The organism is Capsulimonas corticalis, from assembly GCF_003574315.2.
Classification (GTDB): Bacteria; Armatimonadota; Armatimonadia; order Armatimonadales; family Capsulimonadaceae; genus Capsulimonas; species Capsulimonas corticalis.
In genome coordinates this window covers 3,806,736-3,827,133 of sequence record NZ_AP025739.1, presented here as the reverse complement: position 1 = coordinate 3,827,133, position 20,398 = coordinate 3,806,736, and the positions used below count along the sequence as shown (strand labels likewise).

The following is a 20,398-nucleotide window of genomic DNA, read 5'->3' as shown; positions in this document are numbered from 1 at the left end:
GCGGAACGCATCGGTGTTGATGGATATTATGGGGATTGTGACCATGGCGTGTCAAGGATCGCCGCGCCGCGCTGGATTTTGAAAGGATACAATCAGTGATGTTCCCGTTTCTCTTCGCCCGTCCCGCAAAGCCGCTGGGCGTCCTCATCAGCGCGCTCGTCTTCGCGAGCGCCGGATCAGCGCCCGCCCTGGCGCAGCCCCAGCGGGCGGATGCCTTTGTCGCCGGCGCCGACTGCTCGCACGTCGCATACTTCGAATCCCAGGGCGGCGTCTACCGAGATGGGGGCGTCGCCAAGGATCCTTTCGCCATTTTAAAAGAGCACGGCGTCAACTGCGTCCGCCTGCGCGTGTACACCAGCAGCACGGCCCAGGCGAAGGCCGATCCCTACAACGCCATCAACAATCTGGACTATACGGTTCCCCTGGCCCGGCGCGTAAAGGCGGCCGGGCTCAAGCTCCTGATCGATTTCCACTACTCGGACACCTGGGCCGATCCGGGACATCAGGCGGCTCCGGCGGCGTGGCGCGACCTGCCGTTCGACAAGCTCGAACAGCAGATGTACGCGTACAACCGGGACGCCATCGCCGCGCTCAAACGCGCCGGCGCGATGCCGGACTATGTCCAGGTCGGCAACGAAACGCCGGGCGGACTGCTCTGGCCGATGGGCAAAGTGGGCGGTTCGACCGATTCTCCGGAGCAGTGGAGCCAGTTAGGGCGATTGATGAACGCCGCCGTACGCGGGATCGAGAAATCCTCGGGGGCGAAGCGCCCCAAGATCATCGTGCATCTGGACCGGGGCGGTGATTGGGGAACGACAAAGTGGTTCTTCGACCATCTGCTCGAACAACACGTGAAGTTCGATATTATCGGGGAAAGTTACTATCCATACTGGCAGGGCAGCCTGGAGAACCTGCGCGCCTGTCTGAACGGCGCCGCCGCGCGCTACCAGAAGCCCGTCGTGATCGCCGAGACGGACTTTCCCTGGAATCCTCAGGACGAGTTCGCCAAAGACAGCGCCAAGCTCGCCGGCATTCCGGCCAGCCAGCAAGGTCAGGTCCAGTTCGTTGAAACATTAGGGAAGGTCCTGCGCGAGGTCCCGGGCGGCCGCGGCGCGGGGATCTACTGGTGGGCCGCCGAATACCTTCCCCTCACCGGCGTCCGCCTGGGCGGCTTTGAAGGTCGGTCATTCTTCGACGCCGGCGGAAACGCGCTGCCCGTGATCGACGCCATGGGAAAGCTTGCGAGAACGTCTCGTTAGTCTAGAGGATCGTCATTTTCCAGGATAAGCTCAACTCTGTGGTCCGCAAAGATCTCAAGGATCTTATCAAAATACGAGCGGAAGTCGGAACAGTCGAACGACTCACCGGCAAGAGCAGCCTCGTAAATGGCGGTCTTTCGCGCCACTTCCGCCTCGCTGCCATCGGCAAAGTAGCCCCAGTCCACAAGCTGCGCCGTATCTTCCCAATCGACCACCTCTCGAAAACTTTCTGCACGATAAAGACACCATGCCAGTGCGTCTAAGGCCTTTCTCATTTTGCTGACATGCGTAATCCGAATTGTCAATGGATACCTTACGCCAAAACCGCCATTCAGACAATCGGCAAGGCTGTCCAAACAGGTTCCGAAATATCCGAACGGTCCATTGACCGCTTCCCCCATCGATAGATAGAAACTCGGAACATCGCTGATCCAGGCGCCATCCAGATGAATCGTCCTCCCACGCTGGTCTTCTGGTCTGCGAGAGTATTTTCTGCAGCACGCGATCCTCACTTTATGCAGACGCTTAAAGCGCGCCCGATGGGAGAGACGATACCACCTGGGAGCAGGGTCAGACGCGAATCGCATCGGAGTTCTGTCCTTGATTTTGCGCCTATCTCTTTTTGCCATACGGACTTCCCAAAATCCCTATCGTTTTATCAAGGAATCCTCATAATATTCCCGGGCGGCGGCGACAACATCGTCCATGCAAGCGATGGAAAATTCCGCCAAGCGCAAAATGTCGACATTCGCTCTCAAGCGCCCCCAACACGGCTATCCATGAAACCCGACGAAGACGTTTCAGGAAGCGGTATACCTTATTTGAACGGCATTGGCGTTCGCCTGGGCGCTCTCCATTCGCATTCGCAGGCGTCGTTCGGATTCGGCGTCCCAGTAACCGCAATCGAGTTCGATGAAGACGCTTGTGTAGGGGATTTGAAAACTCGTTTTGATGACGAGGATCTCAAACATTCCGGCGGCGGCGTCCAGGCGGTGGATGATGGATTCGTGCGGCGCGCTTCGGACGCCGGCGCCGAGCAGCGCCGCCAATCCGGCGCGGAATGCGCCGACGCCTGCGATATCCTCGTCGCTCAAAAACTCCAGTTCCTCGTCCAAATGGAGGATCGGGCGGACGTGGCCGGCGCGGTCGATTTCCGTCAGCACACCATCTATGACGTCCAGGTGATCGTCCGGCGCGGCGATCGTGCGTACGCCCGGTTGGGACTGGCTCGGATACGCGGAATCCGCGACGACGATCCAGTTCCGATGCCCGAATAAGGGCAGAGTTTCCGCCAGTAGCTTCCGCCAACTCCCCTCCGAGGCGCGGATACTTGGAATATTCATCAGTCACTCCGTCAAATTTCGGTATCAATCTCGTGTGGTATATCTTATAATATTCCGTGCGTCGAGGCTATGGGATAATCCGTCCAATCCATGGACGATTCCGCCGCGCATGGGAACGGGATGATGACCAACACACAACGGACAAGCGCCGAGCAGGCGCTTTTTGAACGACAGCAGCTCCCAGTAATGCTGGATGACCTGGATATTCGGCTTCTCTGGGCGCAGCGGGACAACCTTCCGCCGGGATGGTGGAGTCACCCCCTGCTGGTCAACGACCATTGGCGGCTGTACCAAAACGACGCGCCTGGCGGCTGGCTCAAGAATCGGGATCAGGTGCTGCCGCTGGAGGCGCGCGAGGTTTATCTGATTCCGTCGGGCCTGGAGCTGTCGAGCGATAACGACGCGCCCCTGCGGCAGTTCTTTGTTCACTTCGATCTGCGCGGGCTGCCGCCGATCGTCTTTCAAGAGATGTTCCCTGGCCCCGTCTTGATCCCAAATGCGCCGGACTTCGGCAAAACGGTCTTTGAATTGGGAGGTCGGGTCGAGCAGACAGGGTGCGCGGACTTCGGCAGTCAGTGCCTGCTCAAAGGGCTGCTTTATCAGGCGTTCGGTCACTATTTCAATTCGCTGCCTCCCGACATGCTGGAGCGGTGCTGGATTCGGGTCTCCGCGCTCAAGCCTGTCCTGCCGGCGATCTCCCATATTCACGAGCATCTCGGCCAGGCGATTACGAATGACGCGATGGCGGCGCTTTGCAGCATGAGCGAGGATTACTTTATCCGGCGCTTCCGCGAAGCCGTCGGCGTGGCGCCCGCCAAGTACGTGCTGAAGCGCCGCGTGGCGCTTGCGGCGCAGCGCCTGCTCTTCACCGACGACACCATCGACCGGATCGCCGAGGAAACGGGGTTTGGCGACCGGTTCTACTTCTCCCGCGTCTTTGCCCGGGAAACGGGGCGTCCCCCGGCGGCGTACCGCCGGGGACCGCGCACGTAAGACCCTTCAGGAAGCATCGGGAAACGAAATCGTCGCCAGCAATCCGAAGTGGTCCGAAGGAAAGAGCGCCGGATCGTCGGGACCAGGCTCGTCAAAGATCATCTGAATGTCGTGGACATGGATCGACGGCGACACAAAGAGATAGTCGATGCAGTGATACGATGTGGGATCGGCGTAATCTTCGGCGGCCAGCGGCGTGGGATAGGTGTATTTCGGCTCCGCGCCGTGGATGATGGGATACGCCGAGACGAGACGCGTCAGAACACGCTGCACGGTTTCGGTCTCCGGGGTGGCGTTGAAGTCCCCGGCCAGGATCCAATGCTTGTCCGGATCCCGAGCCGCCTCCGCTTCGAGATACTCCATGATGGCCGCGCTTTGCTTTGCCCGGATCTCCTCGCTGTCGGCGGGCTCGTGGTGCAGATGCGTGTTGACCACGCAAAAGCTCACGCCATCCTGCCGAAAGTCCAGAGCCTGGGCGATGCGCCAGCCGCCCGGCAGCTCAAGCCGCGTACTGCGCGCCACCGGCAGACGCGTCAGGCACCCGATGCCTTCGGTGGGCGCCGCGCCTGTTTTCGGCTCGACAAACGCGGCGTAGGGGGCGGCGTCCATCTCTCCGTTCAGATCCGATTGCAGCAGGGCGGCTTGATCGATCCCCAGCGCGACTTCCTGCAAGGCGATCACATCCGGCGCCAGCCTGCGCAATCCTTGCGAAAGGAGCGGACGCCGCTCCGGCCAGCGGTCCGCGTCATGGCGGATATTCATCGTCGCGACGGTGATTATGCGCGGCTGCTTTTGTTCCAAATCTCTGTCTCCCGCGCCGAGATTAGACGTTAAAGGGCGAAGCGCCTTCTGGATTTTGCCACCGATACTGCTTCATCTCGCCGCCCAGCCTCCATTGCTGGGGACAGGTCGTCTCCAGCCAGTCGATCGGCTCGCCCAGCGGCTGACCGGCGGCCGCGAGCGCGAGCGCCTCGCGCAGCGCTTCTCGCTGGACGGGGCCGACGGCGGTCATGTCGAGGCTGGTGAACAGCACCGATCCGCTGCGCGCGACCAGGTCCAGCCACTGCGCCGTCTTCTCCCACGGGACATCGTGGGTAATCGGCGCGATATCCGGATCGGTGGCGTAGAATGCGCGGTTCTGGGCGTTGCGGAACGCCAGGCAGTTAACGCCCATCTTGCGCGTGCGCTCCCAATCCCGCCCGCTGGTGTCGTCGCCGATGCGGCAGGCTTCGAAGATTCCAGCCGAGAGGTGGCTGAATGTGTTGCAGCCGAGGACAACGGCGCTTCCCGCTCCCTTGCGCATCGTCTGGTAGAGATCCAATACGACTTCGGCGGTGGTGCGCCCCTGCCCTTCGCGGAACTTCCAGTGATCGTCGGTAATCCCCGAGCCCATGCCGGAGCCGAACCGCCCCAGGATATCGACCGACGAGAAGTCGTGCTTGATCAGCTCAAAGCCCCACCCCGCCAAGCGCGCCATGTCGGCCTCGATTTGCGCCTTGACTTCCGGGACGGTCGGGTCGAGCGAGCCGTGTTTCCCATCGATTCTCCAAGGATCCGGCATCGCCTCCCAGGCCGTGGTGGGGCGGATCCAGATGCCGGGACGCGCCCCGGCCTTCCTGACATCTGACGTCAGCCCGGGCATGTCCGGAAACTTGCTGTTCGAGCCATCCCACGGTCCCGCCTTGCCGGGGCCGGCCGGCTCCCAGCCGTCATCGATGACCACATACGGGCGGTTCTTACCCGCCGGAGACAGCGAGGCGAGAAGGTGCGCGGCCTCCAGCGTGGACGCCGCGGAGTTATTGCCGTAGGCGAAGTCCCAATCGTTGTGGCCGTAGATCGAGTGGTCCGCGAGGCGCGGCTGCGGGCACATCTGACGGCAAAAGGCGTGCAGCGCCGCGAAGGGCGTTTCGCCGCCTTTGCCGGGGCGGCTGACGACCGTGCAGACATCCAGCGCGCGCGAGCCGAGGCGCAGCCCCTTGCCGCCGCTGCGCACGTCGGCCCACAGGCTAATCCCATCCGAATCGGTTTGCCAGAAACAGAACGCCGCCGGACCGGTCATCACGCCGTAGCCATGCGTCCGGGCGCCGTCCCACGCCGCGAAGTACCAGGGCATCGCGCGATCCGGGACCACCCCGCGCCACTCCAGATCGCCATAGGCGCGCTCCCAGTGATCGCCCAGAAACCGCTGACCGCCCGCGACCGCGCCGTTCCAGCGCAGATGGATCCTTTTGACGCCCGTATTCGACGCCGACAGCGACACGTTCAGGCCGCTGGGGGTCACTGCCGTCGTCACCACAGCGTCTTGAGATGTCCAGCGGCCGCCCGCCTCTTTGCTCAGCTTCCGGTCGCCGTCCTCGGTAAAGATCTGGATAAGGTCCGGCGCGCGCTGTAAGTCGAAATAGCCGCTGGACGACCGCGCGGCGCGCGGCGCCTTCCCCGACGCTTGGGGCGCCAGCGGCGCGATCAGCGCCGTGGAGAGCGCAGCCGCAGCAGCCTGCTGCACGAATTGCCGGCGCGTGGACGCAGTTTGCGCGCCATGTTCTTTCGAAGACATTCTTGGGATTACTCTTTCTTTGGGGCGATAAAGACATTGTATCGACTGCGCGCCCTGGCCGTCAAGAAAACGCAGGCAAGAAGACGCAAAGCGGAATCAACCGACAAAGACTGCGCGCCGCCTTGCGGCGTCACGCAGTCTCAGGTTCGGTATCGGCGATCGGGAAGATATTGTGGAGACATTAGAGAGCGCTGAAATGCGCGTCGGGCGCAGATATTTGACGTGGCCGTCGGACAGCAGCCAGTTCGCGGCCCGGGGTACGCCAGGCCGTTGACGGCGGGGCTGTCGGTCTCGTTCGGAACGGCGCCCGGCGGCGGGCAGCCATTGCCGCACACCGCGCGTACCTAAGCTCGCTTTGCGTAACGGAATTCAGTCTAGCACACTTTGGAGCACATGTCAATAGACACATCAGAACCAAAGAAAAACCATAATTACCCCTATGGAGATTGCTTATCGAACAGGAGCAGCTGTTTCGGCGATGTGCGCGTAGGCGGTCACACGGTTGCGGCCGTGAGTCTTGGAGAAATAAAGCGCCTGATCGGCAAATTCGATCAGGTCGCGGCCGTTGAGCATCCCGGCGGTGTATGTCACAACGCCGATGCTGGCGGTCACCGGGCGGTCGGGCCAGGGCGCCGACGCGATGACCTCACGGATGCGCTCGGCGAGCTCGGCAACGCCGACGGAGTCCGTTTGCGGAACAACCACAACGAACTCTTCGCCGCCGTACCGCGCGGGTGTGTCCGTGTCCCGGCAGTTCTCCATCAGGAGGCGCGCGATGGTCTTCAGGACTGTGTCGCCCTGCGGGTGTCCATAGGTGTCGTTGTATTGTTTAAAGTGATCCACATCGAGCAGGAGAAGGGACAGGGAGTCGCCGTAGCGCATGGAGCGTGTCCACTCGCGCTCCAGTTGGTCCTGGAAGCCCCGATGATTCGTCAGCCCCGTCAGGCCGTCGGTAATCGCCAGCGCGTTCAAATGGACGTTCGCTTCGGCGAGCGCCGCCTTTTCGCGCTCCAGCTCGGCGCGCATCCGCTGGAGTTCGTTGTTCTGCCGCTCCAACTCGGACTGGGCGCTCTGAAGCTCGTCGTTTTGAGCTTCCAATTCCGCTTGCGTGTTCTGGAGCATCTCATTGTGCATTTCCAGCTCTTGCTTTTGATCCTCCAGCTGTTCGTACGCCGCCGCGACCGTCTCATGCGCCTTCTTCAGGTCGCTGGTCCGCGCCTCCACGATCGCTTCGAGCTTTCGAGTGCGGGCCATCAGCATGCGTGTGCGCAGCAGGAACAAGAACCAAATTGTAACCAGAATCGCCATGACGCACGCAGCGCGGAACGCCGTGGTCTGGTAGTAGAACGGCTTCAGGATCACCGTGACGGAGGCGCGTGAAAGCGGCGTTGTGGAGTGCGCGTCGTACGATCGCACATCGAACGTATACGTTCCCGGCGGGAGGTTCATATAAGCGGCGCTGCGTCCCGCGCCGATATCGATCCAGCGGGAGTTGTAGCCGCGCAGCCGGTATTCAAAGCGCAGGCGCTGCGAGCTGACGAATCGGATCGCGGTGTACTCGATATTCAGATCCCCGGAACCGGGCGGCGCGATGATCGTGTGGCCAAAGGAATAGTTCTTTCCATTGACATAGACCGATTCCAGCAGGGTTGGGGTAGGTGTGCGCGCAAATTGTGAGGGATCGACGCGGACAAGACCGTGCTCGCAGACAAACCAGAGCATGCCCTCGTCGTCTTCCGTGACACAGTTGCCATAACGCGTTTGGAGCGCGCCGCCGGCGGCGCCGTCCGCCTTCTCGATACGGGTGAACGGCGCGGTCGGAGCGCGCCCGTCCGTGACCGCGCTGAGCTGGACTTCGTCGACGCAATAAATCCCACGGGATCCGCCGATCCAGAAACGCCCGTCTTTATCGCGCGCCATGCCATTAATGTAATCCGAGGGAATCCCGTTCGCCGCCACGGTCAAAATCTTGACGTCGCCGTCTTTCCATCGCGCCAATCCCGCGCCGTTGAAACCAAACCAGACGGCGCCGTCGCTTCCTTCACAGATCGATGTCACTCGGCAGCCGGTCAATTTTGGGTTCTGCGCGTACGACATCATCGTCCCGTCATGCAATTCGATAAATCCGCCAAAGCCGCCCACCCAGACATTGTCATGGGAATCCACGAAGACGCCCGTGATCTCGCCCATCAAAAATTCAGCGCTTTTGATCTCAACGCGCGTCACGTGATGATCGTCGCAGCGAAACAGAAGCACGCCGTCCGACGCCCAGAGGGTCCCATGGCTGTCTCGCGCCAGATAGCGCATGATGTTGGAAAGATGGGGCGCCGGATATCGGGATGGAAAATCTTCGAGGGCGCCATGGTTCAGCGCCGCGACTTCGATGCCTTCCCGGCCTACCCAGAGGTCGCCCGGAGCGAACGCCGCCAGACTGGTGATATTGGCGTCCGCGGGCATGCCGGCGTTCCGCACGAAGCGCCCATGAGCGAGTCGATACAGACCGGAGCCCTGACTGCCCACCCAAATGCCGTCATGTCCGGCGGCCGCCGTGGTGAGCTCACTCTCCGGCAGGCCATCGGCTTTTCCAAAGGTTCGGCAGATCTGCTCGCGCGACCAGATCAGCCCCGACTGGCCGCCGATCCAATAGTCGCCGCTCTCGTCGGTATAAGCGGGAACCCGCACACTGCCGTAGACCGCGCCGTTGACCGGGATCTTCTCAAAACGCTCGCCGTTCCACGCATACAGCACGGCGTTCCCGGCGGCCGTCGTTTCCACGGCCCACAGCCGCCCGCCGGCGTCCAGCCCCATGCGGGCGCAGTGCGCCGGCGCGCCGTCCTGGGCGGTGCAGGGGTCCAGCGTACCATAATGCGAGTGGAAAAGGCGGCTGCCGTTCTGAACCCAGATGGTTCCATCGGCCTCGCAAAGCAAGTTGGGCGTGCTGTCCTTGGTCGTCCACATCCACGCCAGGTCGCTGAGCGGAGCGGACGCGCGGCGCGGAATGAAGTTGTCCTTGTAGCCGTGGTAGACGCCGTTCGCGCAGGCCACCCACTCTCCGCCCTTGTGGTCCGAGACAACGGAGACCGATCCATTCCCGAAAAACGCGGCGGAGCCGACCGTATGAACTCCTTGATCGCTGATGGAGTAAAGCCGCCCCTGGCTTCCGCCCGCCAGAACACGGTTGCCCGGCAGATCCGCAAAACTGTAGCACACTTCGGGCAGCGGGACGGAACCGATCCTCGCCAGCTTACCGCCGCCGCCGTGATAGACGGCGGCGTCCGTCGCCAGATAGATTTCCTGGTCTTCCCCCCGCCACATGCGGTTGACGGAGGCTCCGGCCAGCGCCGCGCCGGCGTCCGAGAACTGGTCGCCGTCGCGCCGGACGACACGGCCCTGCGCCAGGATCCAGAGCGTTCCATGCCCGTCCACGACCAGATCGTCGATCACGCTTCCCGGCAGCGCCGGCGCGCTGTGATGCTCGAACACGGAAAAGCGCATTCCGTCAAATCGGATCAATCCCTCGGAAGTGGCCAGCCAGACATAACCATCGGGCGTCTTCGTGATGGCGTTGATCTTGTTGCTCGGCAGGCCGTGCTCGGTATCCCAAAGGGAGACGGAGCGTGTCACGGACGTCTGTCCCGAACCGTCGTCCGCATGAGTTTGGGCGCCGATCGTCAGGGACGAACAGACAACCATCAAAACAACAAGAGTGGTGTGTAGGAATCGCAAAATATTGCTCGCTGCGCCATTTCCATATCGGATCGTGAAATCTTATCTATGGATATTGTGGCGGACGCGAGAATAATCTGGAGAGGAAGGAAGCGCGGCGCGGTCAATTCGATGAGAGTGGAAGCGACTGAACGCTTTCCCGTTCGATCAGCTGCGTCGGAAGCTCCACGTGGACCTGGGAGCCGGCGCGGTCGTCGATGCGACGCAGGAACAGCTTCGCGGCGGCTTTGCCGATCTCCTCAAAGGGCTGCCCGACGGTTGTCAGGCCGATCCCGTTTGGCAATTCGCTCACGATGTTGTCGAAGCCGATCAGCGAGACATCCTCCGGCGCGCTGAGGCCGAGCTCGGCGAGGCGATTGGCCGCGCGCATGGCTTCGATATCATTGACACAGATCAGCGCCGTCGGCCGTTCGCCGGCGGGGAGGCGGAAGACGGCGTCGAAAACATACCAATAGTCCGAGCCCGAGACGGGAGCGGTGAGCACGATTTCGGTCATGGTCTCCGGAAAGACATCACGCATCGCCACGAGGTACCCCTGGAGGCGCTCCTGAACGGGGAGGATCGACTCGCTTTTTGTGAGGTAAGCGATCCGGCGATGACCTCGCTCCGTGAGATGCATGACGGCGTCGTAAACCGCCTGACGATTTTGGGCGCCGGCGAAATCGGCTTCCACGCCCGCGACCATCCGGTCGATCAGCACGAGCGGCATCCGGCGCGACACCTCCTGAATCAGCTCCCGGTTTTCATCGTAAGCGTACGGATAGAAGATCGTGCCGCCAAATCCATGGTCCAGCACGTAGCGCAGATGCAGGGCCTCCCGCACGGCGTTCTGCTGCACGGTGCCCACCTGCTCGCCAAGATCCAAAAAGACTCCATGATAGCCGGCCTGACCAAGCGCCTGGTTCATTCCCCAGAAAATACGCTGCTGCGCGGACCCGACCGAGCCGCCGCCGCGCCACATGCTGAGCGCGACGAGGCGCGACTCCGAGAACCGGGAGTTATCCTCGGGCCCGACGGCGTCTTCGGCGCTCGCCGCCGCCTGGACCACGGGGCGGCAGTTGGGGCGCCGAACAAGCAGCCCCTCTTTTTCCAGCTGGGCGATCGCCGTACGCACGACCTTCCGGTGCACGCTCAAATCGGTCGTCAGCACGCGTTCAGCCGGCAGCCACTCGCCGGCCTGATAGAATCCAGATAGGATTCGCTCACGCAATGCGCTCACGACATGACCGTGGAGCTTCGCCGAAGTTGGGGGGATAAGGTCGGATTTTGTCGCCATGATTGCCATAGTATGACACAATTTGGCGCACGGTTTCCATATCGTCACGCTCGGCCGCTAGTCACTATTTTCCTGCAATTCTCAGTGAAAAAATCGCCAAAGAAATGTAACCGGTTGCAGAAAAAACCATCTCCAATGCCGAACCATGCTCGCAAAGCAGATTCCATAACCAACGGGATCCAAAACGCACCCATAATATCTAAACGTAATTTTGGAAGCGATTTGAGAAAAAAGCCCCCGAACCTTTTCCCGGTTCGGGGGCAGGCTGCGCGGACTCTTCAGACCCGTTACTTCGTGCTGAATGTCATCGTCACATGGGTCGTTCCATCCAGCGTCATATTGTCCGTGCCGGCGGCTTTGCGGTTGACGATCGACTGGGGATCCGTCGAGTTCACCGCGTTATCTCCCGACGAGACCTGTGTCGGGCGAAGATACTTGACATGCCCATCCGTCGCGGCGTAGTTCGCGCCGTCGGTGTGCCGGGGCTGGCCGCCCTCGCCGGGGATCGTCCCAAGCGGATGCCCCGTCGCGAATACCGGGTTGTGAAGACCGTCGGTGCCATCCCCGCCATAGAGACCATTGATCGCATTGGGAGCAGTATCCAGCCCGTTGGTGCTGGCGCTCATATAGTGCGCCGGCGGTTTGCTCGTCCCGAAGTTCGTGTCTTCATCGAGCTTCGTCACATCGGCGGTGTCGCCCGCGACTTCGAGAAACAGGACGGTATTCGATGGCGACGTCAGTTCCGCGAGCGAATGACCGGGCATATAAACGGCGTTCCCGAAGTTTGCGAGATCGGTATTCATCGCATAGCTGACGGCGCCGACTTTTCCATTGGCGGTCGTCACGGCGGCCGTGGAATCATCGGGGCAGGTATAAACGCCGGTGCTCTTGACATACGGATAGATGTAGCCGCCCCACCCTTGGGCGTATCCATAGAACGAGGGGCAAAGCAGTTCGTCGTTGTCCTGCGTGTACTGCATGATCCCCAGGCTTAGCTGCTTCAAGTTCGAGAGGCATGCGATCTGGCGCGCCTTCTCGCGGGCTTTGGCGAAGACGGGGAAAAGAATGGCGGCGAGAATCGCAATGATAGCGATAACAACGAGAAGCTCGATCAGGGTGAAACCAGACTTTTGGGTGCGGCGGGATTTCATGGTGTGACCTTTCCAAAAAAAGACATCGGCGCGAAAGTGTGATAATAATGACCAGAGTAAACTCCGACGCCAAAAGTATATCACACTCATGCAACGATGTCAATGCAAAATGCGACCAAAATAATCCCGAAGTAAACCAGAATCTCACAGAGGGTTTTTCTTTTGTGAGATTGGTGCGCTCTCGGTCAGAAGCTCTCCAGCAGGCCGGGGTATTTGGAATCAATCGTCAGGATCAGCTCGCCGAACAGCGTGTTGGCCCAGGCGAACCAGCTGCGCGTGTAGTTCGCGGCGTCGTCCTTCCAGATCGATTCGTGCATGAACCAGGTTCCCGCGTGCGTATCGCGCAGCGTGGTAAGGCACTGGCGGACTTCCTCCTGGGACTGCGAGGTCAGCGCCTGCATGATCAAGGCCATCGGCCAGATCGTGCCGCGGCCCGTGTGCGGGCTGCCGACGCCGCTCGCGGCCTGTCCGGAGGCGAAGTACGGGTTGGAGGCGCTCAGAACGAACGCGCGGGTCCGCTGGTAGGTCGGATCGTCGGGAGCGCAGTATCCCAGGTACGGCAGGCTGACGAGGCTGGGAACGTTGGCGTCGTCCATCAGATAGTGCGAGCCGTAACCGTCAACTTCATAGGCAAAGATCTCGCCGTGCTCAGGGTGCTGAACCACGGCGTGGGTCCGGATCCCCCGCTCGATCTCCTCGGCGAGCGCCAGCGCGCCGGCCGCGTCCTCCGGCAGCGCGCACGGACCGCTCCAGATCTCGGCGAGCTGGCGCAGGCAAACGACGGCCATGGCGTTGGCGGGGATCAAAAACGGCAGCATCGCGGCGTCGTCCGACGGGCGGAATGGGGATTTACTCAGGCCGCAGCGGTTCGCCGGCTGTCCAAAGCCGCCGCAGGCGAGCGTCTCGGTTGGGTTCGGCGAATCGCGCTGGAACCGATAGTCGTCCTTGCTGTTCTCATCGGAGCCCGCCTGCTCGTGGCGGATCGTCGCGACGATCTTACGCATGGCGTCGCTCCAGCGCGCGTCGAAACACGAAGCGTCCTTGCTCGCGGCGTAGTAGCCGGCGGACAGACGGATCACGGCGCAAAGGCTGTCCAGTTCGTACTTGCGCTCGTGGAGATCGGGCGTCATCACGGTATGATCGGACATCCAGTGGCTCGGCTTGGGCTCGCGGTTAAAGGCGTTGGCGTAAGGATCGATCAGCACACAGCGCGCCTGGCGATGGATGACGCCCTGGATCAAGCGGCTGAGCGTGGGATCCGCCGTCACGAACCGCAGATACGGCCAGACCTGGTTGGTCGAGTCCCGCAGCCACATCGCGTCGATATCGCCGGTCACGACGAACGTGTCGGGACGGCCGTCCGCATCACTTCCCACGGTGACGGTGGTGTCCAGAGTGTTCGGGAGGCAGTTGACGAAAAGCGCGGCGATCTCTGGGTCGCGAATACGACCGCCGACCTCCGTGATCGCCGCCTCAATGGCCGGGCTGGTAAAGCATCGCTGTGCTGGAGTGGGACGTTTGTTCATAACCGCGCTCGTTTCGATAGTGATTTCAGACGAAAAAGAAGTGTCGCCGCCAAGAGAAAAAGCGCTTTTCGACGACGAAAGACAACACCTTTATTTTAACACAAAATGGTACTACCGTCAAGACAACACTGATACCAAATCTGAACCATTACTCGGCGCAACAAATTCCGAGGCGAAGGGCGGGAATCGTGATGGTTTTGTCCTCCGCAACATGGTATAAAGGACTAAAAGAACGATTTGAAGCTGACCGGCGTTTGCGCCGTCTTTGTGATTGGAATGCAATAATCGGCGGAGGAATATCACCCATGAAAATCTCGACGGGGTTCGTAATTCTCACGGTCGCCGCGGCGGCTTCGCAGCCGGCCCACGCGGACCTCCAGGTCGTGCAGACGACCACCATCGATGCGCCGGGCGTCAAGAGCATGCTCGCGGAGATTCCGCAGGCGCAGCGCGCTCCCCTGCTCGGAATGCTCAGCCCCATGCTGACCGGAGCGCCCTGGATCACGACCACATATCTGAAAGGCCAGCGCCTGCGCACCGACATGGGGCAGACCACCACCGTAGTCAACGCCGAATCCGGAAACCAGTTCACTCTGAACCGGCAGACGCTTTCCTACTCGATCGGTCCCTACGATCCCTTCCAGAAGGCCGCCGGATCGATGACGTGCTCGATCACGCCGACCAGCCAGACGCAGCAGATGCTTGGGCATCCCGTACGCCGTTACGCCGTCACCTTGACCAGCTCGGTCCTTCCCAACAGCCCGATCGCCGGAGAGATCTGGGCCGCGTCCGATCTGCCGACCCCGCCGGCCGGCGGCTTCATCGACGGCCCCGCCGCCATGCTGCAATCCGAGATGTCCAAAATTAAGGGCATGCCGCTGGCGTATCGCCTTGTGTACCGCAACACTCAGGCCGGCGATATCACCATTACGTCCTACGCCACGCAGATCAAGCAGGACACGCTGGCGGCCACCGCGTTTATGATCCCGTCCAGCTATCACAAAGGGACAACGCGCACCGATACGGTTACGCCGTCCACGGGCTTCCCCCTCGGCGACGGAATGCCGCTGGACAGCATGACGCCGGTCACGGATGATGTCGCCACCGGTCAGGCCGCGCCCGAACAAAACCTCTCGCCCCAATCGCTCGGTCTTGGCGGCGGAAACCCGCTGCAAGCGCTCGGTCTCGGCGGGGCAAATCCTATGCAGGCGCTCGGCCAGGGAGGCGTCAACCCGATGCAGGCGCTGTCGATCGGCGGAACCAACCCGCTTCAGGCGCTGGGACTGGGCGGCTCCAATCCCATGCAGGCGCTCACCAATCTTGGCGGTAGCAACCCGATGCAGGCGCTCGGTTTGGGCGGCGGAAATTCCGGACAGGCCCTCTCCGGGATGTCCGGCGCGGGACTGCAAAAACTGCTCTCTTCTCTGGGAGGTCTCGGCGTCGGGAGCTCCAACCAGGGACTTCTCGGAGTCTCGCCCGGCGACCTCAGCCAGCTTATGGGCGCCGCCGGCAGCGGCGACTCGACGGGGATCGGCGATATCGCCGGCATGCTGCCCTCGCCCCAGGCGCTCCAGCAGCTCAGCGCGCAGATGAACTCCCTGCTCGACGAAGACGGCGGTTAGGACAACATTGGATCTCCGCACGATTCCCAATCGCACCCGCCAGTCCGGACGCTTTCCGCGAACGGACTGGCGGTAACCATGTCCACCGCCTCCCTGCGTGTCCTGCTGCTGGATGGAGAAAGTGAACAAGCGATCGGAATCGGGCGCTGCCTGGCCCAGGCGCCGGAGGTCGAACTGCATGTTCTTTCGCGCGATCCCCATCCGCCTCTGCGCTATTCCCGCCGCCGCGCCTCCTTTCAAACTCACGACGTCCCAATAAACGATTTGACGGTCGATATGGTGCGCGGCGCCGTCCGCAGAAGCGGCGCGCAAATCTTATTTCCCGTTCTGGAGCCGGCGATCCGGTTCTGCGTCGCACATCGGGCGGAGCTGGAAATATGCGTCCGCCTCCCGCCGCTTCCCTGTGTGAGCGCCCTGGATCGAATTGGCGATAAATGGGCGCTGGCGACATTTCTCCAGGCCAACCAGATTCCCCATCCTCCCACTCTCCTTCTGGCAAATCCCCATCGGCCCGATGCTCTGAACGGGATACGATTTCCCGCGCTGGTGAAACCGATCCACGGCTCCGGCGGACAAAACATAAAGCGCTTCGAAGGCGCTCCCGCGCTGTCGGAGTGGCTGCGAAACGGCGCGGGCGCTCCGGCGGAGGCGATTGTGCAAAGCATCGTGCAGGGGCGAGACCTGGGATGCAGCGTCCTGTGCCAAAATGGACGCATCCTCGCGTACACGATCCAGGAAACCCGAATCTACAGCGCACGGCCATTCGCTCCGCCGGCGGGAATTCGGTTTCTCGAAGACGAGCGAATATTGAGCGTCATCCGCCGGCTCGCCCACATCCTGAACTGGAGCGGAGTCGCCAACTTCGATTTCCGAGAAGACGCCGGCACGGGCGAGATCTTTCTGCTCGACTTTAATCCGCGCTACTGGTCCAGTCTGCTCGGCTCTCTGGCGGCCGGAGTCAATTTCCCGCTCCTCGCCTGTCTCGCCGCCGCGGATGCGCCAATCCCACAGCCGCGCTGCGCTCCAACGGAATTTGTCTGCGCCCATTTTCACCCAGCCTACCTTGCCTCCAGGCGCACGCCGGGCGCGACGCTTCAAAACACCATCTGGCGGTATACGCTCGCGGATCCGCTTCCGCGCGTCGCCGCCCATCTCCATCGAGGCTGGCGGCGCCTGCGCAGTCGTCCGCCAATAGCGCGTTAAAAACTTTCCAAAAAAACTTCCACTTGACCCAGGAGAAGAGATATGCTAATATTACTTTGTTTTACAAAGTACTCTGAACAAACAGGAGAATATCAATGAGCTTCGATCTGTCCCTGAAAGCCCCTGACACAGACGCCCTGCCCCACGACCGCCCCAAAGACCAGGCCGCGCCGGGAACCGATCCCGTGGTCGACATCGAACGCTGGCTGTCGCACTTTCGCGGTAACCAAGAACACCGCCTGGAGCCGGAGTGGGATGCGCCGATAACGCTGCCTCCCGGGGTCATCAAACCGCTGCTCAGATCTTTGGAGCAGTTTGAACTGGGCGACGGCGGCGGACCGGATCGGCTCATCGCCCGAAACGCCGACAGCTTCCGATGCGAGACGACGGCGCGCGAGGCGCTGGTGGATATGTGGTTTGTGGAGGAAAAGGAGCACTCGCGCCTGCTCGGCGGGCTTGTCCGGCGTTTTGGGGGCCGCAGTATCCAGGGGCACTGGAGCTTCTCGGCGTTTTGTCTCTCACGCCAGGTCCTGGGCGTGGGATTTGAGCTCAGTATCCTGCTCGTGACGGAGATCGTGAGCACGGCCTATTACCGATTGCTCTGCCACCACGGAGACGACGCCGCGCTCAAAGGCGTCTGCCGGCTGATCCTGCGCGACGAAGCCGGACACGTCGCCTTCCATCGCGACCGGATGGCGCGGACGCAAGGCCGGACCTATGGCCCGCTATGGGAGATGGGATTTCGGCTGCTGGCGATGGGCGCGGCGACAATGCTGTACATCAACCACGCTCCGGCCCTAACGGCGGTCGGGGCCGGCGGTTCGGATTTTTATCGGGAAGTCCGGCACGAACTGGCGCTGTTCCTCCGCCGCCTTCGAACGGAAGCGGCGGAGTATCGCGAGGCGGTTCACCAGGGGCAGGGCGCGTAGTCTTTGAGGAAGACGCCGAAGTAGGGTTTCTTCTCGTCGTTAATGCCTTCGGCGACGGGATGGTAGATGCGCGCCATTCCGTCTGTGATATCGAGCGGCGCGAAGAAACCGCGCACGTCCTGGTTGCGAAGGCGCTTGGGGGTCGGGTTCTCGTCGGTTACCCAGCCGGTGTCCACGCTCGTCATGTAGATGCCGTCCTTGGCGTAGTCGTCGCCGGAGGTGCGGGTCATCATGTTGAGCGCGGCCTTGGCCATGTTGGTATGGGGATGGAACACGGTCTTGTGACGCGAGAACTGGCCCTCGACCGCCGAGACGTTGACAATAAACCGGCGCTCGCGCGGCGAGCGCATCATCAGCGCCTTCAAACGGCTGTTGAGCAGGAATGGAGCAACGGAATTGACCAGCTGCACTTCGAGCATTTCGGGCGCGCTGACATCGTCGAGGCGCAGCAGCCAGCTGTTGACGTCGCGCGAGTCCGCGCGCTCCTCGTTGTCTTCCAGGGCGTCCGTGGGAAGAACGTCGGCCACCGTCGCCAGCGCCGCCGCGCCGTTCGCGGAGATCCCGGGGATGACGGCCGGCAGCAGCGCCGAACTGTCGGAGATCGCCAGCGTCGACGGGGCGCCCTGCGCCACCAGACGCCGCGCCTCCAGCGACACGGTCTCGCTCGGATTCTGCTCCTGCCGCACCAGCTCTTGATAGAAGCCCTGCGGGCGGCGAATCGTCTGCGCCGCATTGTGGATCAGAATATCGAGCGACGATTCCGTCGCCAGCAAGTGGCGCGCGAACTCTTCGACCGCCGGAATATTGCGCAGATCCAGGCCATACAGGTGGACACGGTCCATCCAGTCGGCGGAATCCGTCTCGGACGCCAGCCGTTTGGCGGCGGCGTGCGGGAAACGGGTGACCACAATCACCTTGGCGCCGTCGCGCAGCAGCCGCAGCACCATCTGATGCCCGATCTTGACGCGCCCGCCGGTCACTAGCGCCGTCCGCCCCTTGAGATCGGCGCTCAGATGGCGCATCTCGTAGTTGTAGGCGGCGCACTTTGGGCACAGCAGGTGATAGAAGAAGTGGACGTCCGTATACTCCTGCTTGCAGATATAACAAGTCTCCGGCTGATTCAGCTTGCGGAAGCTCGCCTCGGGCGGCGCCGGCAGCGCGGCGGCGGGAGGCGCGTCACGCTGGATCTGCACCATCGCGGTCGTCGCCAGCAGCGCGCGGTCCTCGCGCTCCTGGCGCGCCTTTTCCATCTGCTGATCGATGCGCTTGCCTTCTCGGTAAACCTTGGAGATCAAACTATTGAACCGCTGATCGCGGCGAATGGTCCCTCGGGAGTTGGCGATTTGCTGTAGTACCTGGAGGCAAATCTCCATATCCTCGGGTGGAATGCTCGTCATCAAAAAACCTCAAAACACGGCCAATCTTATGATCGGCCTTCCAAAACACGTTCTTTAGCCTTTAGTTTACCTGAAAGGCGGCAAAGAGAAAGCGCCGCCCGTTGGGGCGGCGCTTTCCGCGCGAAAACAGGTGTTTGGAAGGTGAACGGAGGATGCGCAAAGCTACCCGGACGAATCGTCGCTGATCGACTTGCTGCTCTCGCGTTCGATGAGCTGCGCGGGGAGCTCGACATGCGACTGGGGAACGGCGGCGCTGTCCACGCGGCGCAGGAACATTTTGGTCGCCGCTTTGCCGATCTCCTCAAAGGGCTGCCCTACGGTTGTCAGCCCCACCCCGCCGGGCAGCGTTCGCACGATGTTGTCGAAGCCGATCAGCGAGACATCCTCCGGCACGGTGAGGCCGAGTTCGGCGAGGCGCTTGGCGACGCGCACGGCTTCAATATCGTTGACGCAGAGCACGGCGGTCGGGCGCTCCTCGGCGGGAAGCTTGAAGACGGTGTCGAAGACGGACCAGGTGCTGCTGTCGGAAAACGGCGCCGTCAGCACCATTTCGTAGGCGTCGGAGGCGAACTCCTCGCGCAGCGCGCGCAGATAGCCTTGCAGTCGATCCTGGACCGGGTTGATCGACTCGCCCTTTGTGACGTAAGCGATGCGCTTGTGTCCCTGGCGAATCAAATACTTGGTGGCGTCGAACATCGCCTGCCGGTTTTCGGTCCCGACGAAATCCGCCTCAACGCCCGGAACCATGCGGTCGATCAGCACGAGCGGCATTCTGCGGGAGACTTCCTGAATCAGCTCGCGGTTGCTGTCATACGCATAGGCGTAGAAGATGATTCCCCCGAACCCGTGATCCAGCGCATAACGAAGGTGCGTCGCTTCTCTCTCGGCGTTCTCCTGCTCGGTGCCGACTTCCTCGCCGAGATCCAAAAAGACGCCATGGTACCCCGCCTGCCCCAGCGCCTGATTCATGCCCCAGAAAATGCGCTGCTGGGCGGTGCCGGTCGCCCCCAAGGCGGCGCCGTGCCACATGATCAATGCGACAAGCCGCGATGCGGGAAACTGAGAGCCGGTCGGCAGGTCATCGGCGACCGGCGCGGCGGGCGCCTGGACGATCGGGCGGCAGTTGGGGCGGCGGATCAGCAGACCCTCTTTTTCCAGCTGCGCGATCGCGGCGCGGACGACGCGGCGATGGACATGCAGATCCTCGGTCAGCACGCGCTCCGCGGGCAGCCATTCGCCGGGCTGGTAGTGCCCCGAACGGATGCGCTCACGCAGGGCTTCGGCCACTTTAGTCGGCAAATGGGTGGGTGAAGAAGATCGTTGCTTGGAATTTGGCGCCATATTCGTGACATTATGGCACAATTTCCACCGGCGTTTAACGTTTAAACGCTCGCTACGACCAAATATTTATAGCGGCGC

At 61.9% G+C, this 20,398-nt stretch carries 15 protein-coding genes; 5 read left to right on the top strand and 10 right to left on the bottom strand.

Annotation, left to right across the window (positions count from 1 at the left end):
• Positions 1-98: 98 nt before the first annotated feature.
• Complete coding sequence (locus D5261_RS16345; RefSeq protein ID WP_119324289.1) at positions 99-1,259, top strand: glycoside hydrolase family 53 protein; 1,161 nt, start codon at positions 99-101, stop codon at positions 1,257-1,259.
• Here D5261_RS16345 and D5261_RS33630 read toward each other — a convergent pair.
• Both D5261_RS33630 and D5261_RS16335 read right to left on the bottom strand, forming a co-directional pair.
• Positions 1,256-1,846 carry a barstar family protein gene (locus D5261_RS33630; protein ID WP_301002556.1) on the bottom strand — a complete coding sequence of 197 codons (591 nt, stop codon included), beginning with the start codon at positions 1,844-1,846 and terminating at the stop codon, positions 1,256-1,258. The two genes, D5261_RS16345 and D5261_RS33630, sit on opposite strands and share 4 nt — an antisense overlap.
• Positions 1,847-2,059: 213 nt before the next feature.
• A complete protein-coding gene (locus D5261_RS16335) occupies positions 2,060-2,602 on the bottom strand; it encodes a hypothetical protein (RefSeq protein WP_119324291.1) in 543 nt (180 codons plus the stop codon).
• Positions 2,603-2,692: 90 nt separating this feature from the next.
• Here D5261_RS16335 and D5261_RS16330 point away from each other — a divergent pair, with 90 nt between their 5' ends.
• A complete protein-coding gene (locus tag D5261_RS16330; RefSeq protein ID WP_119324292.1) occupies positions 2,693-3,595 on the top strand; it encodes an AraC family transcriptional regulator in 903 nt (300 codons plus the stop codon).
• Positions 3,596-3,601: 6 nt separating this feature from the next.
• On the opposite strand, the gene D5261_RS16325 is transcribed toward D5261_RS16330, so the two are convergent.
• From D5261_RS16325 to D5261_RS16300, 6 genes are all read right to left on the bottom strand, one after another.
• Entirely contained in the window at positions 3,602-4,396 is a 795-nt protein-coding gene (locus D5261_RS16325; protein ID WP_119324293.1) for an endonuclease/exonuclease/phosphatase family protein, read from the bottom strand.
• A 22-nt stretch (positions 4,397-4,418) separates the two neighbouring features.
• Positions 4,419-6,149, bottom strand: coding sequence for a twin-arginine translocation signal domain-containing protein (locus D5261_RS16320; RefSeq protein ID WP_119324294.1), 1,731 nt, complete (start codon positions 6,147-6,149; stop codon positions 4,419-4,421).
• A gap of 450 nt (positions 6,150-6,599) precedes the next feature.
• Positions 6,600-9,875, bottom strand: coding sequence for a ligand-binding sensor domain-containing diguanylate cyclase (locus D5261_RS16315; RefSeq protein ID WP_125206284.1), 3,276 nt, complete (start codon positions 9,873-9,875; stop codon positions 6,600-6,602).
• A 103-nt stretch (positions 9,876-9,978) separates the two neighbouring features.
• Positions 9,979-11,151 carry a GntR family transcriptional regulator gene (locus D5261_RS16310; RefSeq protein ID WP_165864574.1) on the bottom strand — a complete coding sequence of 391 codons (1,173 nt, stop codon included), beginning with the start codon at positions 11,149-11,151 and terminating at the stop codon, positions 9,979-9,981.
• A 287-nt stretch (positions 11,152-11,438) separates the two neighbouring features.
• Positions 11,439-12,302: a DUF1559 family PulG-like putative transporter gene (locus D5261_RS16305; protein WP_119324297.1), complete on the bottom strand. Its 864-nt coding sequence runs from the start codon at positions 12,300-12,302 to the stop codon at positions 11,439-11,441.
• 185 nt (positions 12,303-12,487) lie between these two features.
• The gene (locus tag D5261_RS16300; protein ID WP_119324298.1) at positions 12,488-13,828 is read right to left on the bottom strand and encodes a glycoside hydrolase family 125 protein; all 1,341 of its coding nucleotides are present in this window, start codon (positions 13,826-13,828) and stop codon (positions 12,488-12,490) included.
• Positions 13,829-14,133: 305 nt separating this feature from the next.
• Here D5261_RS16300 and D5261_RS16295 point away from each other — a divergent pair, with 305 nt between their 5' ends.
• The 3 genes from D5261_RS16295 to D5261_RS16285 all read left to right on the top strand — a co-directional run bounded on the left by D5261_RS16295 (position 14,134) and on the right by D5261_RS16285 (position 17,582).
• The gene (locus tag D5261_RS16295) at positions 14,134-15,450 is read left to right on the top strand and encodes a hypothetical protein (RefSeq protein WP_119324299.1); all 1,317 of its coding nucleotides are present in this window, start codon (positions 14,134-14,136) and stop codon (positions 15,448-15,450) included.
• Between the two features lie 78 nt (positions 15,451-15,528).
• Complete coding sequence (locus tag D5261_RS16290) at positions 15,529-16,653, top strand: ATP-grasp domain-containing protein (RefSeq protein ID WP_119324300.1); 1,125 nt, start codon at positions 15,529-15,531, stop codon at positions 16,651-16,653.
• A 95-nt stretch (positions 16,654-16,748) separates the two neighbouring features.
• On the top strand, positions 16,749-17,582 hold the full coding sequence (locus tag D5261_RS16285) for a ferritin-like domain-containing protein (RefSeq protein ID WP_119324301.1): 834 nt from the start codon (positions 16,749-16,751) through the stop codon (positions 17,580-17,582).
• Here D5261_RS16285 and D5261_RS16280 read toward each other — a convergent pair.
• Both D5261_RS16280 and D5261_RS16275 read right to left on the bottom strand, forming a co-directional pair.
• Positions 17,561-18,979, bottom strand: a complete 1,419-nt coding sequence (locus D5261_RS16280; protein ID WP_119324302.1) for an SDR family NAD(P)-dependent oxidoreductase — start codon at positions 18,977-18,979, stop codon at positions 17,561-17,563. The genes D5261_RS16285 and D5261_RS16280 overlap by 22 nt on opposite strands.
• Positions 18,980-19,141: 162 nt before the next feature.
• A complete protein-coding gene (locus D5261_RS16275; protein ID WP_119324303.1) occupies positions 19,142-20,320 on the bottom strand; it encodes a GntR family transcriptional regulator in 1,179 nt (392 codons plus the stop codon).
• Positions 20,321-20,398: the final 78 nt, after the last annotated feature.

What these genes read in the sequence shown, in the direction of transcription:
- D5261_RS16320 (WP_119324294.1), bottom strand. Translation starts at nt 6,149, where the DNA reads ATGTCTTCGAAAGAACATGGCGCGCAAACTGCGTCCACGCGCCGGCAA.
- D5261_RS16310 (WP_165864574.1), bottom strand. Translation starts at nt 11,151, where the DNA reads ATGGCGACAAAATCCGACCTTATCCCCCCAACTTCGGCGAAGCTCCAC.
- D5261_RS16295 (WP_119324299.1), top strand. Translation starts at nt 14,134, where the DNA reads ATGAAAATCTCGACGGGGTTCGTAATTCTCACGGTCGCCGCGGCGGCT.
- D5261_RS16305 (WP_119324297.1), bottom strand. Translation starts at nt 12,302, where the DNA reads ATGAAATCCCGCCGCACCCAAAAGTCTGGTTTCACCCTGATCGAGCTT.
- D5261_RS16285 (WP_119324301.1), top strand. Translation starts at nt 16,749, where the DNA reads ATGAGCTTCGATCTGTCCCTGAAAGCCCCTGACACAGACGCCCTGCCC.
- D5261_RS16275 (WP_119324303.1), bottom strand. Translation starts at nt 20,320, where the DNA reads ATGGCGCCAAATTCCAAGCAACGATCTTCTTCACCCACCCATTTGCCG.
- D5261_RS16290 (WP_119324300.1), top strand. Translation starts at nt 15,529, where the DNA reads ATGTCCACCGCCTCCCTGCGTGTCCTGCTGCTGGATGGAGAAAGTGAA.
- D5261_RS16280 (WP_119324302.1), bottom strand. Translation starts at nt 18,979, where the DNA reads ATGACGAGCATTCCACCCGAGGATATGGAGATTTGCCTCCAGGTACTA.
- D5261_RS16335 (WP_119324291.1), bottom strand. Translation starts at nt 2,602, where the DNA reads ATGAATATTCCAAGTATCCGCGCCTCGGAGGGGAGTTGGCGGAAGCTA.
- D5261_RS16345 (WP_119324289.1), top strand. Translation starts at nt 99, where the DNA reads ATGTTCCCGTTTCTCTTCGCCCGTCCCGCAAAGCCGCTGGGCGTCCTC.
- D5261_RS16300 (WP_119324298.1), bottom strand. Translation starts at nt 13,828, where the DNA reads ATGAACAAACGTCCCACTCCAGCACAGCGATGCTTTACCAGCCCGGCC.
- D5261_RS33630 (WP_301002556.1), bottom strand. Translation starts at nt 1,846, where the DNA reads ATGCGATTCGCGTCTGACCCTGCTCCCAGGTGGTATCGTCTCTCCCAT.
- D5261_RS16330 (WP_119324292.1), top strand. Translation starts at nt 2,693, where the DNA reads ATGGACGATTCCGCCGCGCATGGGAACGGGATGATGACCAACACACAA.